This window comes from Limnohabitans sp. (assembly GCF_044373035.1).
Lineage (GTDB): Bacteria > Pseudomonadota > Gammaproteobacteria > Burkholderiales > Burkholderiaceae_C > Limnohabitans_A.
In genome coordinates this window covers 1-13,487 of sequence record NZ_JBILQU010000076.1, presented here as the reverse complement: position 1 = coordinate 13,487, position 13,487 = coordinate 1, and the positions used below count along the sequence as shown (strand labels likewise).

Annotated in this window: 11 protein-coding genes and 1 pseudogene; 2 read left to right on the top strand and 10 right to left on the bottom strand. The window is 63.0% G+C overall.

The genetic code is table 11. The annotated features are described in order from the left end of the window. The 3 genes and pseudogenes from ACIQ47_RS11425 to ACIQ47_RS11415 form a co-directional block, all read right to left on the bottom strand. Positions 1-290 (bottom strand): annotated as a pseudogene (locus ACIQ47_RS11425) (hypothetical protein); the annotation flags it as partial. 84 nt (positions 291-374) lie between these two features. Continuing rightward, on the bottom strand, positions 375-797 hold the full coding sequence (locus tag ACIQ47_RS11420; RefSeq protein ID WP_396438238.1) for a hypothetical protein: 423 nt from the start codon (positions 795-797) through the stop codon (positions 375-377). Then, the gene (locus ACIQ47_RS11415; RefSeq protein ID WP_396438237.1) at positions 794-2,887 is read right to left on the bottom strand and encodes an ATP-dependent helicase; all 2,094 of its coding nucleotides are present in this window, start codon (positions 2,885-2,887) and stop codon (positions 794-796) included. Before ACIQ47_RS11415 ends, ACIQ47_RS11420 begins: the two co-directional genes overlap by 4 nt. A gap of 320 nt (positions 2,888-3,207) precedes the next feature. Between ACIQ47_RS11415 and ACIQ47_RS11410 the strand changes: the two genes are divergently transcribed. Beyond that, positions 3,208-4,176, top strand: a complete 969-nt coding sequence (locus tag ACIQ47_RS11410) for an AEC family transporter (RefSeq protein WP_396438236.1) — start codon at positions 3,208-3,210, stop codon at positions 4,174-4,176. Positions 4,177-4,194: 18 nt separating this feature from the next. Here ACIQ47_RS11410 and priA read toward each other — a convergent pair whose 3' ends face one another. The 4 genes from priA to ACIQ47_RS11390 form a co-directional block, all read right to left on the bottom strand. Then, entirely contained in the window at positions 4,195-6,303 is a 2,109-nt protein-coding gene (gene priA, locus ACIQ47_RS11405) for a primosomal protein N' (protein WP_396438235.1), read from the bottom strand. Positions 6,304-6,478: 175 nt separating this feature from the next. After that, positions 6,479-6,700: a hypothetical protein gene (locus ACIQ47_RS11400; RefSeq protein ID WP_396438234.1), complete on the bottom strand. Its 222-nt coding sequence runs from the start codon at positions 6,698-6,700 to the stop codon at positions 6,479-6,481. After that, on the bottom strand, positions 6,697-7,812 hold the full coding sequence (hemE, locus tag ACIQ47_RS11395; protein ID WP_396438233.1) for a uroporphyrinogen decarboxylase: 1,116 nt from the start codon (positions 7,810-7,812) through the stop codon (positions 6,697-6,699). Before hemE ends, ACIQ47_RS11400 begins: the two co-directional genes overlap by 4 nt. 75 nt (positions 7,813-7,887) lie before the next feature. Beyond that, entirely contained in the window at positions 7,888-10,203 is a 2,316-nt protein-coding gene (locus ACIQ47_RS11390) for a protein-disulfide reductase DsbD family protein (protein WP_396438239.1), read from the bottom strand. A 122-nt stretch (positions 10,204-10,325) separates the two neighbouring features. Between ACIQ47_RS11390 and ACIQ47_RS11385 the strand changes: the two genes are divergently transcribed. Then, on the top strand, positions 10,326-11,153 hold the full coding sequence (locus tag ACIQ47_RS11385) for a creatininase family protein (RefSeq protein ID WP_396438232.1): 828 nt from the start codon (positions 10,326-10,328) through the stop codon (positions 11,151-11,153). An 18-nt stretch (positions 11,154-11,171) separates the two neighbouring features. Here the strand turns inward: ACIQ47_RS11385 and ACIQ47_RS11380 are convergent, their stop codons facing one another. The 3 genes from ACIQ47_RS11380 to ACIQ47_RS11370 all read right to left on the bottom strand — a co-directional run. After that, complete coding sequence (locus ACIQ47_RS11380; protein ID WP_396438231.1) at positions 11,172-12,341, bottom strand: hypothetical protein; 1,170 nt, start codon at positions 12,339-12,341, stop codon at positions 11,172-11,174. A gap of 75 nt (positions 12,342-12,416) precedes the next feature. Then, positions 12,417-13,091, bottom strand: coding sequence for a histidine phosphatase family protein (locus ACIQ47_RS11375; RefSeq protein ID WP_396438230.1), 675 nt, complete (start codon positions 13,089-13,091; stop codon positions 12,417-12,419). 145 nt (positions 13,092-13,236) lie between these two features. Beyond that, positions 13,237-13,487, bottom strand: a 251-nt coding sequence (locus tag ACIQ47_RS11370; protein ID WP_396438229.1) for a pyridoxal-phosphate dependent enzyme, incomplete at its 5' end; no start/stop codon positions are given.

Below are 13,487 nucleotides of genomic sequence, written 5' to 3'. Positions count from 1 at the left end.
ACCGGGGGTGGTGCTTGTGGTTTGGGCGGCGGTGGCGGCGGTGGCTTCGGCGCAGGGGGCGGATCGATTTTGGGCGGCGGGGTTTCCTGCAGCAAGATGGCTTGGACCACCTGGGGCAATTGGCGGCCGATGTCGCGGGCCAGGCCTGCTTGGATGGCCCAAAATGCCAGCAAATGCAGCAACACGACCACACCCAAACCCCATGGCTTGCGCCTGGAGTGGGTTTGCAAATAAGTGGAGCCCGTCATGCTGGAATGGGTGCTGGAAGTGCTTTGAGGGGGTTGCGTCAAGTGGCGTATTTTGCGGGATAAGGGCGGGGCAGTTGGCGGGCTGGGGCAAATCACCGACAGGTGTTCAGTTTCAGGGCCGCCTGCTCAGGGGCGGATGAGAAAGGCCCGTTGGTGCTCCTGGGGGCCGATGCGCTGGCCTTGCAGGACTCGGCCGCAGCTGCCTGCCAACACGGTGCCTAGCCAGGTCGCCGCGATGCGCGCGCCGTCGTGCGATTCTTCCAATGTGAATTCTCCGCCCTCCAAGTCGGCCACCACCGGGTAGTGCAGCGTCCCTCGCGTCAGTTCGCCGCGCAGACTGCCCTGGTCTTCGGGGTGCGGGCCCAGCTGCAGGGTCCATGGGGGGCCGGAGCCGTCCAGTTGCACGCTCCAGACGCTGTGAAGTTGCTCGGGTTTGACATCTGCGGGGGCAGGGCAAGCCGGCGGCAGGGTGGTGCAGCCTGACAGCGCCAAAACCGCGACCAGGGCGCCCAAGCACGCCATGCGAAAGCCAGAGTGGGGTGCGCTCATGTCTTGGCCAGCGCTGCCGCTGCGACGGATGCGGCCGCCCGCTCCGCAAATTCGGCCCGCAGCGCCTTGAGCTTTTCGCGCGGGTCTTCTTTGGCGGTGTTTTCGTCCAACCGCATTTCGGCAATAAAACGGCTGGGCAGGGCGGCCACGGTTTCTCGGCCTTTTTTGCGGCGGCGGGTCCAGCTCACGGAAAGGCTGCGCTGGGCGCGGGTGATGCCCACATACATCAGGCGGCGCTCTTCTTGCAGGCGCAGCAAAATGCCCTCTTGGCTGGCCCCTTCGGTGGTGTCGTCGCCCAGCTTGAAAGGCAGTAAGCCTTCGTTCACCCCCACCAGCGTGACGTGTGGCCACTCCAAACCCTTGGAGGCGTGCAAGGTCGACAGCGTGACCACGTTTTGGTCTTTTTCGCGATCGCTCAGGGTGGAGATGAGGGAGATGGTTTGCGCCACGTCGAGCAGGTTTTTGGTCTCAGCCGCCTCGGCCCCTGTTTGAGCGCCGGTCGCGTCTTCGATCTCGCCGCCGCAGCGCCCCGCCATCCAGTCGCAAAACTCCAGCACGTTGGACCAGCGGGCGCTGGCCACCTTTTCGTTGTCTTCGCCGTCGTACAGGTGCGACTCGTAGCCGATTTCTTTCAGCCACTCCAGCAAGAACGCGAGGGCATCGGTTTTGCCCAAAGTCAGTCGGGCGCGGTGCTCCAAGTCATTGATATACCGGCCAAATTCATGCAGCCCCGCCACCGCCCGCGCATTGACCGCGCTGGGCAAGCTGCCCGCAAAAAGCGATTCGAACAGGCTGAGCTTGTACTGGGTGGCGAAGGTGCCCAGCTGGCCTAGCGTCTGGTGGCCGATGCCGCGTTTGGGGCTGGTGATGGCGCGCAAAAAAGCCGGGTCGTCGTCGTTGTTGATCCACAGGCGAAACCAGGCGCACAAGTCCTTGATCTCGGCCTTGTCAAAAAAGCTCTGCCCGCCCGACACCTTGTAGGGGATGTTGGCGCGGCGCAGGGCTTGTTCAAACGGACGCGCCATGTGGTTGGCCCGGTACAGGATGGCGAAGTCCTTGAATTCGCGGTGTTTGGATTCGAGCGAATGCCCACCGCGGATCGACTGGATGCGGGCAATCGCCCGATCGGCCTCGTGCTCTTCGTTCACCGCGTCGACCACCCGCACCGGCTCGCCCTCGCCCAGCTCTGAAAACAGGGTTTTGGGGTAGAGCTTGGGGTTGGACTCGATGACGTTGTTGGCCGCCCTCAAAATCGCGCTGGTGGATCGGTAATTCTGCTCCAGCTTGATGACTTTGAGCTGCGGAAAATCCACCGGCAAGCGCTTGAGGTTGTCCAGCGTCGCACCACGCCAGCCATAAATCGATTGGTCGTCGTCACCCACCGCCGTGAAGCGCGCCCGCTCGCCCACCAGGTGTTTCAGCACCTCGTATTGGGTGGCGTTGGTGTCTTGGTATTCGTCCACCAGCACATGGCCCATCTTGGCCTGCCAGCGCTCGCGCACCTCGGGAAACTCGGCCAGCAGCTTCAGGGGCAGGCCAATCAGGTCGTCAAAGTCCACGCTTTGGTAAGCCGTGAGCCGCTCTTGGTAGAGCGCCATGATGCGGGCGATCACCCGGGCGTTGTCGTCGGGGGCCTGGGCTGCGGCCTGCTCGGCGTTCAGGCCCATGTTTTTCCACAGGCTGATGGTCCACTGCCACTGGCGGGCGGTGGCCGCATCGGTGGTGCCGCCGCAATCCTTCAAGATGCTGGTCACGTCGTCGGCGTCCATGATGCTGAACTGGGGTTTCAGGCCCAGCACCGCGCCGTCTTCTCGCATGATGCGCACACCCAGGGCGTGGAAGGTGCAAATCAGCACATCCTTGGCGGCGCGGCCAATCAGCTGCTTGGCCCGCTCGCGCATTTCGGCGGCGGCTTTGTTGGTGAAGGTGATGGCGGCGATGCGCTTGGGCTCGAGCCCCGCCTCGATCAACCGCCCGATCTTGTGCGTGATCACCCGCGTTTTGCCCGAACCCGCCCCGGCCAGCACCAGGCAAGGGCCGGAGACAAAGTTCACGGCCTCGAGTTGGGCGTTGTTGAGTCCGGCTGACATGGGGGAAAGGTTTGAAAAAAAGGCAAACGAGGCAAAGCGGGCCATGATAGCGGTTTGCCAACGCCAATAACGCCAATTCGACAGACCAAAGGCTCCAGTACCTGGGACGTTTGACGTTTCGGCCAGTGTGTATTCCCAATCGTCTAGACTGAAAGATGCACCCAAAGGAAAGGCCGCTGCATGCGGCCTTTCGCCTTCTCTACGACACACCTTCCCCATCGGCAAGCATCAAGGCCTGCGCAGAACGATGGACATCGTGATTTGTCGGCTCAGCGACTCTGAGCGCCTGGGCCCCTCATGGTTTACCCGACAATCTGCAGATGTTAGAAGTTCTGCGCGTCACATTTCCTTTTTTTGCCCTGGTGCTGTGCGGTTATGCCGCCGCCCGCCTGAAGTGGTTGCCGCTGGAGGCGATTTCGGGGTTGAACGGCTTTGTGTTGTTTTTTGCCTTGCCTTGCATGTTGTTTCGTTTTGGCGCGGACACGCCCATCGCGCAGCTGCTCGATGCGGGGGTGTTTTTCACGTATTTGTTTTGCGCGCTGGTGGTGGTGGCGTTCAGCATCGCCATCAGCCTGAATGGGCGCATCCGTTGGAACGACGCGTCTTTGGGCGCTTTGGTGGCGGCGTTTCCCAACACCGGCTTCATGGGCGTGCCACTCCTGGTGGCTTTGCTGGGGGCGCAGGCAGTGGGGCCTGCGATTGTGACCATCGTGGTGGACTTGGTGATCACGTCTTCTTTGTGCGTGGCCTTGTCGCGCATGGATGCGGCAGGTGAGCATGGCGCCGTTGTGGCCGCTCGCAAAGCGCTGGCGGGGGTGCTGCGCAACCCGATGCCCTGGGCTATTTCTTTGGGGGCTGCGTTTTCTTACGGTGGTTGGGCCTTGAGTGGCCCGGTGAACGAAACGGTGGGTCTGCTGGCCGATGCCGCTTCGCCAGTGGCCTTGTTCACCATTGGCGCGGTGCTGGCGCGCTCCCAAATGCTGGCCCATGAGCGGCCGCACGGGCCGTTGGGCTTGGCCGATTATTTGCCCGTGGCCTTGATCAAGCTGGTGCTGCACCCCTTGCTGGTCTTGTTGGTCGGCTTGACCGCCATGCAATGGGGCGTGCCGATCGAGCCGTTTGCCTTGCAGGTGATCGTGCTGGTGGCTGCGCTGCCCAGTGCCAGCAATGTGTCCTTGTTGGCCGAGCGGCTGGGGGCCGACAACGGGCGCATCGCACGCATCATCCTGGTGACCACGGTGGCGGCGTTTTTTACCTTTTCCGGGGTGGTGGCCTTGTTCCAGGCCTGAGGGCCGAGGCGGGCGGGCTCAAATCGCCTGCGGGTCCACGTCCACCAGCCAGCGGATCACGCCTTTGTGTTCGGGCTGGCTGCGCACTTGGTGCAACACGCCGTGCAGGTGCCACAGCATTTTTTGCAGCGCCATGCGGCTGGGGCTTTCCAGCAGCATTTGGGCGCGTTCCACATCGGCCACGCGCTGCATGCTCATGGGCACGGCGGGGTACACATTCACTTGAGGCACCAAATCCGCCGTAGAAGGGTCGGCGCTCAGCTGGGCTTGCAGGGCTTCGCGGGCGGCGTTCAGCAGGCCTTGGGCGGCTTCTTGCGTGCGGGCGTCGGCGCGCAGCAAGGCCTGGTGGCTGATGGGTGGCAAGTCGGCGGCGGTGCGCTCGGCCAACTCATTCGCGGCAAAGGCCGGGTAGTCGTGTTTTTTGAGCGCCTCAAACAGCGCGTGTTGCGGGTGAAAGGTTTGCACCCACATTTCGCTGGTGGCACTTTGTGCGGCGTCACGTCCGGCGCGGCCTGCGGCTTGCATGAGCAGCGCAAACAGCCGCTCGGGTGCGCGAAAGTCACTCGAAAACAGGGCTGTGTCTGGATTGACCGCTGCCACCAGCGTGATGCGCCGAAAGTCATGCCCCTTGGCAATCATTTGCGTGCCGACCAACACGTCCACTTCGCCCGAGTGCACTTGGGCCAGCTGGCTTTCCAGCGCGCCTTTCAAGCGGGTGCTGTCGGCGTCGATGCGGGCGATGCGCACCGGGGTGCCGTCGGGGCGCAAGACGTGCGCCAACAACTCGCCCAAATGCTCTTCGAGTTGTTCGGTGCCCCGGCCAATGGGCGCGATGTCGGCGTTGCCGCATTCGGGGCAGGCCCGGGGCACCCGCTCGGTCAGGCCGCAGTGGTGGCAGCGCAGGGTGCGGTCGATTTTGTGGAACACCCGAAATGCGCTGCAGTGCTTGCATTCGCTTTTCCAGCCGCAGTCGGCGCAGTGCAGCACGGGCGCATAGCCCCGGCGGTTGAGCAGCAGCATGCATTGTTCACCGCGCTCCACCCGCTCTTGGATGGCGGCCACCAAGGGTGCCGACAAAACCGTGCGGCGCGGCTGTTTGTTCATGTCCACGCGCCGCACTTTGGGCAAAAGAGCCGTGCCAATGCGCGAGGGCATCAGCAGGCGTTGGTAGCGACCGCCGTTGAGTCCTACCGCATCGGCGGGGCGGCTCAGGTGCCAACTTTCGAGGGAGGGCGTGGCCGAGGCGAGCAGCACTTGCGCGTTTTGCAGCTTTCCCCGGTACACCGCCAAGTCTCGCGCCGAATAGCGTGCGCCCTCTTGTTGTTTGTAGCTGGGGTCGTGCTCTTCATCGACCACGATCAGTTTCAGGTGCGGCATGGACGCAAAAATGGCCATGCGTGTGCCCAGCACGATGCGGGCGTGGCCTGCATGGGCGGCCAGCCAGCCCTTGAGGCGCTGGGCGGGTGTCATGCCGCTGTGCATCGACACCACGGCTTCGCTGCCAAAACGCGCTCGCACCCGTTCCTCGAGCTGGGGCGTGAGGTTGATCTCGGGCACCATCAGCAGGGCTTGGGCCTGCGGGTCGGTCGCCAGCATGCGCTCGACGGCCTGCAAATACACCTCGGTCTTGCCGCTGCCGGTGCTGCCAAACAGCAAAAAAGGCCCGGTGCCCAGGGCCATCTGGTCCAGTACGGCGCTTTGTTCGTCTGACAAGGCGGGGCCCGGCGTGTTGTGCACGGCGCGCTCGGTGTTTTGTTTTTTGAGGCGGCGGGCCAGCTGCTCGTTGCTCAGGTCACGCAGTTGCGGCGGCAGGGCGGACAGGGCGACTTCGCCCAATGAGCGCTGGTAATACTGTGCTGAAAACTGCACCAGTTGCCGCCAGGCGCTGTCCAGCGGTGGCAGGCCTTCGAGCACGCCCAACACATCGCGCACCGCCGATTCGGGCATGTTTTCGGGGGCGGCATCATTCAGCGCCCAGACCACCCCCAGCACGTCGCGCTGGCCCAAAGGCACGCGCACCAGTTGTCCCGGCTGCACCCAAAAGGGGCTGCGGTAACTCAGCAGCCCCCCTACCTGGCTGTGGGCCGGGGTTTGGACGGCAACGTCAATCCAGTGGTGTGCGCTCACATTGTTCTCGGAGTTTTTAAGTGAATTTGGCGGTGTTAGAGGTTAGCTGAATTCTTGAAAGAGAGGCTAAGTCATTGATTTCAAAGAGCTTTGAGCGCAATCCAGAAAATCTGTGGATAACTTTGTTGAAAACTCTGTTGGGATGGGCTGGAAGCCTTGAAAATCAAGCCTTCCGTCAAATTGCCCATTCAATATGCATGAAATAAAGTTCAATGAAATCAACAACTTGCGTGATAGGGTGTCGATCGATTTTGCTGCCTTGCAGCATGACCGGGGTGTTTTGAGTGATGTTAACTTTTGTGCATAAGTCAAGCGCCAACCGACCTTTATTTTTGGAAAAAGTGCTTGAATGGCCGTTTTTTATGCTAATCGGACCGCCCAGGTCAGCCATGCTCATTTTTGGCGCATGACCTTCGAATGGCTGTGCACCGCCTCGACCAGCGCAGTCACATGTTCGGGCGGCGTGTACTGGCTGATGCCGTGGCCCAGGTTGAAGATGTGGGTGGGGCCGGTTTGGGTTTTGTCGGTGTGCGGCGTGCCAAAGCTGTCCAGCACGCGGTGCACTTCGGTGGCGATTTGTGCAGGCGGTACAAACAGGATGTTGGGGTCGATGTTGCCTTGCAGCGCTTTGCCGGGGCCACCGACATCTCCGCCCACCAGGGCGCGTGCTCGGCCCAGGTTCATGGTCCAGTCCAGGCCCAGCACGTCGCAGTTCAGGCCCGCCATTTCGGGCAGCCACAGGCCGCCGCCTTTGGTGAAGACGATGCTGGGGATGCGCTGGCCGTGGTGCTCGGTTTTCAATTGGCTCAGCACACGGGCCGTGTAGGTCAGGCTGAACTGCTGGAATGCGCCATCGGCCAGCACGCCGCCCCAGCTGTCAAACACCATGACGGCTTGGGCACCGGCTTCGATTTGCGTGTTCAGGTACAGGGCCACCGCGTCGGCGTTGATTTCCAGGATGCGGTGCATCAGGTCCGGGCGGCTGTACATCAGGGTCTTCACATGACGGTAGTCGTCCGACCCAGCGCCCTCAACCATGTAGCAAGCCAGCGTCCAGGGGCTGCCGGAAAAACCGATCAACGGCACGCGGCCGTTGAGCGCCTTGCGTATGGATGTGACCGCATCGAACACGTAGCGCAGCTTGTTCATGTCGGGCACGGCCAACTCGGCCACGGCGGCTTCGTCGCGCACGTTTTTGGCAAAGCGGGGGCCTTCGCCCAAAGCGAAGCTCAGGCCTAAGCCCATGGCGTCGGGCACGGTCAAGATGTCGGAAAACAAAATGGACGCGTCAAGCGGGTAACGTTCAAGAGGCTGCAGGGTGACTTCGGTCGCGTAGTCGACGTTGGTGGCCAGGCCCATGAAGCTGCCGGCTTTGGCGCGGGTGTCGCGGTACTCGGGCAGGTAGCGCCCGGCTTGGCGCATGAGCCAGACGGGGGTGTGGTCTGTGGCTTGGCGCAGGCAGGCGCGCAAGAAACTGTCGTTTTGGAGGGGGGCAAAAGAAGTGCTCATGCCCGACATTGTCGCAGGCTGCAAGGACGTTTCACTGTCCGGCGGGCGTCAAAGAGGTCAGACAAGGGCGGGCGTTCAACGCCCAGTGCTCAGGGCTTGCAGCGCCGCTTGCACTTCGGCCACGCTGGGCAATTCGGACAGCAGCACGGGCGCACGGCCCGGCGCGTACAAGGCATACACCGGCACGCCGCTGCGGCCCAGTGCCGTGAGCGCCTGAGTGATGGCGGGGTCCCGACGGGTCCAGTCGGCACGCATCAGCACCACTTGGCGGGCTGCAAAGTCGGCCAGCAGCTTGGCATCGGTGAAGGTGGTTTTTTTGTTGTACTGGCAGGTCACGCACCAGGCCGCGGTGAAGTCCACGAACACTGGGCGACCGGCGTTCAGTTGCGCCAGCAGGGCAGCCTCTGACCAAGCTTGCCACAAGGGCAGGCCGGCGGCGTTTTTCTCGCTGGCGCTGCTGGCCGATGTGGCTGAAGCTGCCGCTGCAGGCGCTTCACGAAAAGCCAAAGGCAGCCAGCTGCTGCCCAGCCACAGCAAAGTGGCCAGAGCCAAGCCGCCCATGACCCAGCGCGTGGGGCTTGTCAGGCCCAAAGCCCAAGCCAGCCAAGCCACCGTGAGCAGCAAAGCCAACAGACCACTGGCCCCGTCGATGCCAGTTTGTTGACCCAACACCCACAGCAGCCAGACGACAGTGGCAAACATGGGGAAGGCCATGGCTTGGCGGAAAGTCAACATCCAGGCCCCTGGGCGCGGCAGGGCGCGGGCGATGCCTGGCCACCAGCTGGCCGTTAGATACGGCAAGGCCATGCCCACGCCCATGGCGGCAAAGACCAAGAGCGCCTGCCACACGGGCAGCGCAATCGCCAACCCCAGCGACGCGCCCATGAAGGGGGCAGTGCAGGGCGAAGCCACGGCCACAGCCAGCACACCCGACAAACCGGCGTTCACGGTCGGGTGGCGGCTTTGCAAAGACGCCAAGCTGCTGGGCAGCATTTGTCCGAATTCAAAAACGCCCGCAAGGTTCAGGCCCAGCAGGGTGAACAAGAGTGCCAGAGCCGCCACCACGGGCGGTGACTGCAACTGAAAACCCCAGCCAAGCTGCTCGCCAGCGGCACGCAAGGCCAGCATCAGGCCGCCCAGCAACATGAACGACAGCACCACACCCGCGGTGTAGGCCATTCCGGCGGCGCGGTGTTGGGCCTGGGTGGCATCGGCCCGGGCAAAGCCCAGCACCTTGATGGCCAGCACTGGAAACACGCAGGGCATCAGGTTGAGCAGCAAACCGCCCACCAGCGCCCCCAAAATGGCCAAGGTCAGGCCCAAAGCCGTGGCGCTGGATGCCGCTGGTTTTTGCGCTGCGCGTGCATTCTCAGCCAAGGCCTTGGCCAGCGCGGGCGAGATTTCGGCTGGCGCGGCTTGTGCCAATGGGGGCCAAGTGCCTTGCACGGGCGTTGTCAGCTCAAAAGCAGGGGCTTGGGGCGCAGACTCCGGCCCCGTCGCGATGACCCATCGCAGGCTTTGGGGGCTGTCGCCGCGTTCTTCAGACACTGGAATTTGCGCCTGCCAGACCGCGCCTTGCCAGTTTTGCGTCCAGTCTTTGCCCTGCACGGCCGCGTGACGCACCACGCTGGCGGTGAGCGGGAAAGCGCTGAGCGTCTGGCCACGCCAGCTGACGGGCAGGCCGTGCACGCGCAAGCTCAGTTGCCGGCCGTCGTCCGACAACGTGGTCTGGCCACCGGTGATCCAGGTGCCGCCTTGCTTGAGCTGAGGCAGCGTTAGGGGGCTGAGTTTTTGGGCTGCTTCGAAACCTGCCGCGTTCGGTGTTTGCGGCGCGGCAGAGGCCAGGTTCAGGCTCATGCGGCCCTCTTGCGGGATGCATTCTTGGCGGCACACCAGCCAATCGGCTTGCAATTGAAGGGTCAGTGGCCCACTGTCCGGGAAGCGGAAGTCAGCGGCCACCGTCACGGGGACCGTCAGCAGCACACGGCCTTCGTAGCCATAGTTGGCCAAGCTGCCAATCGGGAATTTTTTGGGCAAAGGCCACGCGATGACGCCGGCTTGCAAGCCTGCAGGCAGCTGCCACTGCAGCTGGGTGGGCAAGCCCGAGTCGCCTGGGTTTTGCCAATAGGTGTGCCACTGGGGCTGGTGTTCGATCTGCAGGCCCAGCCAAAAGGTTTTCCCGGCCTGGATGCCCTGGGGGGCGTGCAACTGCAACTCGGCCCGCACCTGCTCGGTGCTGACCACATGGGCGGAACTGCTGAGCAAGGCGTTGGTGGCGGAATTGCTGGCGGTCGCTTTCGAAGAAAACAGGGTGCCGGTTTGCGCCAGGCTGGGCGCGGACGCCCACAAGAGCGCGCACAAGCCCAGCACAATCAGCCCACTCTGAACCATGCCCCAGCCACGCGACAACAAGGAAACTTTCACGCCAATCCTTCTTTATGGCCCCGAACACCTGTAGCGGAACCTTCTGCGAAAGGCACTGTACACGGCCGCGCTCCATTAAGATGCCGAACATGCAAAACCCTTCGCGATTTTGGGCCGACTGGACCACCACAGATTTTCAGGCACTGCCGCTGGAGCGCGCCATCGCCGTGCTGCCGGTGGCCGCTACCGAGCAACATGGCCCGCACCTGCCGCTGTCGGTGGACACCGACTTGGTCAATGGCGTCGTGTCGGCTTGCCTGCCGCACTTGCCAGCTGAGTTGCCGGTCTTGTTTTTGCCCACCCAAACGGTGGGCTTGAGCCCCGAGCACGCCCGTTTTGCCGGCACCCTGACGCTCAAGGCCGAAACCGTGATCCGTTTGTGGACCGACATGGGCGAGTCGGTGGCGGCCAGTGGCGTGAAAAAGTTGGTGCTTTTGAACGCCCATGGCGGTCAGGTCAGTGTGATGGACATCGTGGCGCGCGACCTGCGGGCCCGGCTGGGTATGCTGGTGTACAGCGTGAGTTGGTTCAATTTGCCGCTGCGCGATGCGCAAGGCGGCGACGTGAATGCGCTGTTTCCGCCCGAAGAGCACCGTTTTGGCGTGCACGCGGGGGACACCGAAACCTCCATGATGCTGGCGCTGCGCCCCGAATGCGTGCGCATGGATTTGGCGCAAAACTTTCGGTCCACCTCGCAAGACCGCGCCGAGCGTTTTGAAATAGTGGGTAACGGAAAAAGTGCCAAGCTGGGCTGGCAAATGCAGGATTACAACCGCCATGGCGCAGCGGGCAATGCGGCTGCGGCCACGCTGGCCAAAGGGCAGGCTTTGCTGGACGCCTCGGGACGGGCGCTGGCGCAGTTGTTGACTGAGGTCGACCAATTGCCCCCCGATACGCTCACCGACCAGGTTGGCTAAGCACCAGCGGGCCGAGATTCAGAAGCGGGGCAACACCAGCTCGCAGTGTTCGCGGCTGACATTTTTGGGGTATTCGCGGGTCGTGTCGATGCAGCCACCCTCGGCATAAACACCTTTGGGGTCGCGCATGCGCAGCATGCGTTCCAGCACGCGGGCTCTGGCTTGCGGGTCGGCCTGGGTTTGTGCCACCAAGCGTTCCACCACCGTCTCGTCCATTTGCAGCTCGCCTTGGGCGTCGGTGTACACGCCGTCTTTCCAATGGAAGATTTCAATGGCTTTGGACTCAAGGGTGAAGGGCGTGTCCCGTTTCCAGAAGTTGCTGAACAGGCCGCCGCCCATGTACATGACCCAAGAGCCTTCGTAGCCGGTCACGTCGGCGGAGCGCTCGTCCGGGTTGCGAAACCACAGCCGGTCGCCCGGGACATAAAAGCGGGCGGGCAAGGGGGCTTCCATGCTGCCGTACTCGATCAGGAACACCTCATGGAACTGGCCTGAGCGCACCGCGTGGCGTTCGTTGAGTTGCTGCAACTGGGCCAGCAAAGCGGGGTGGTGCGCCTGCAACTCTTGCGCGATGCCCAGCAAGATCACGTATTCGGTGGCGCGGTAGCACGAGAAGTCGTACAGCTTGCCGGTGGCCTCGGGCTGCGTGGCGGCGATCAGCGCGTTGATCAAGGGGCGAGCCGGCTTGAGGATGAAGCCGGGTTCTTCTTCGTAGTGCCAATCGGCCTCGGGGCGCTCTGCAGCCTCGGTTTTGAAGGCCAGCGCGGTCAATCGGGCGGCCAAGGCCATGTTGCGCCGCACCCGAACGTGTGACTTCAGGGCCTCCAAGTCGCGGAATGCAAATCGATGGGGCGAGCCCAGCAGGGCCACCCAGATTTCGCGCTCCAAGGCCCAAGCCTCATTGGCGTGGTCAGCCGGGTCGGCTTGCCCGAGGGAAGTGCGCAAGTTCAGGCTGTTGAACCCGGGCATATGGGCTTCTTGGAACTCGGGCCGCAAGCTGGCCACCAGGGCCACCGAGCCGTCTTCCAGGGGCACATTCAAAGTCTGAATAGCCGACTGAAGGCCCCATTCCCGAAGGTCCGCGCTCAGCTGTGCTGCCAGGCGATCGGCTTGATCGGCGGGAGTGCGGGTGAGCTCAATGCCGCCTTCCAGTGTCTGAAGGGCAAGCCAGGCGGTCGAACAATTCATGCCCCTATTTTGCCCCTGCAATTGCAAGGCTTTTCCTAGGGATTACACCCAATTTTTATGAGGAAATTCAGCGTTTCAGGCGAAGGTGACCCAGTCTTTGTGCGCGTCGTTGTCCAGGTGGGGCAGCGTGTTGTAGGTCAGCAGCATGTGCCGCCTGGGGTTGAACACAAACTCGGTCAGCGCCGTGTTGCGGATGCGCAGGTTCAGCTCGATGGTGGTCTCGGCCGGGGTGCCCAGCACCCGGCCCACCGCGGTGGAGATGGGGCCGCCGCTGGAGACGATCATCACGTCGCCTGAATGGTTTTGCCGCACATGGTCGAGCGCCGCCTCAATGCCGCCCACAAAGTCGGCGTAGCTGGTCATGCCGCGCGGCTGGGTGCGCCCGGCCATCCAGGCTTGCAGCGCATCGCGCAGCAGGCGAAAGTGGTGGCGGTACAGCTCGGGGGTGTCGGGCTTGGCCAGCGGCTCGGGGTGGATGGATTCGATCAGCGCGTGGCTGTCGTATTCGTTCAGGCCCGGCCAGACGGTGGGTGTGTGGGGCAAGCCCCCGCCCTCGGCGATGCCTTCCCAAGTTTGGCGGTGGCGCTTCAAGCTGCCCATCATCACCGCTTCGATGGGTTGGCCCTGAAGTTTGGGCCGCAGGTATTCACCCAAGCGCACCGCCTGCTGCCGGCCTAGTGGGCTGAGTTGATCGTAGTCATCGGCCCCGAAGGAGGCTTGTCCATGGCGGACCAGATAGAGAGTTCCCATGGGCGGCTATTGTGGTGGTGGACGTGCGCCGGTTTTGTCCCAAGAGCGACCTGGCTTTTCTGGTCTGGAATGGGTCAGCCATTGGCGTCAGGGTTGACGCGCTTGCTGGGTTTCCATGGCGGCAAAGAGCTGGGTCCTGCGGACTTCAGGAGCGGTTTTGCAGCACCTGGCACAAGGTGCTGGCGTCCACATTGCCACCGCACAAGGTGGTGCCCACCACTTGCCCGCGCAGTTGTTCGCGTTCGGACCACGCGGCGGCAAAGCTGGCCGCACCCGCACCTTCAGCCACATTGTGGGTGTCGGTGTACAGATCGCGCATGGCCTGCGCCACTTGGGCATCGCTCACCTGCACGAGGTGGTCGAGCCCGTTTTGCAAAATGGCCAGTGCTTGCGGGT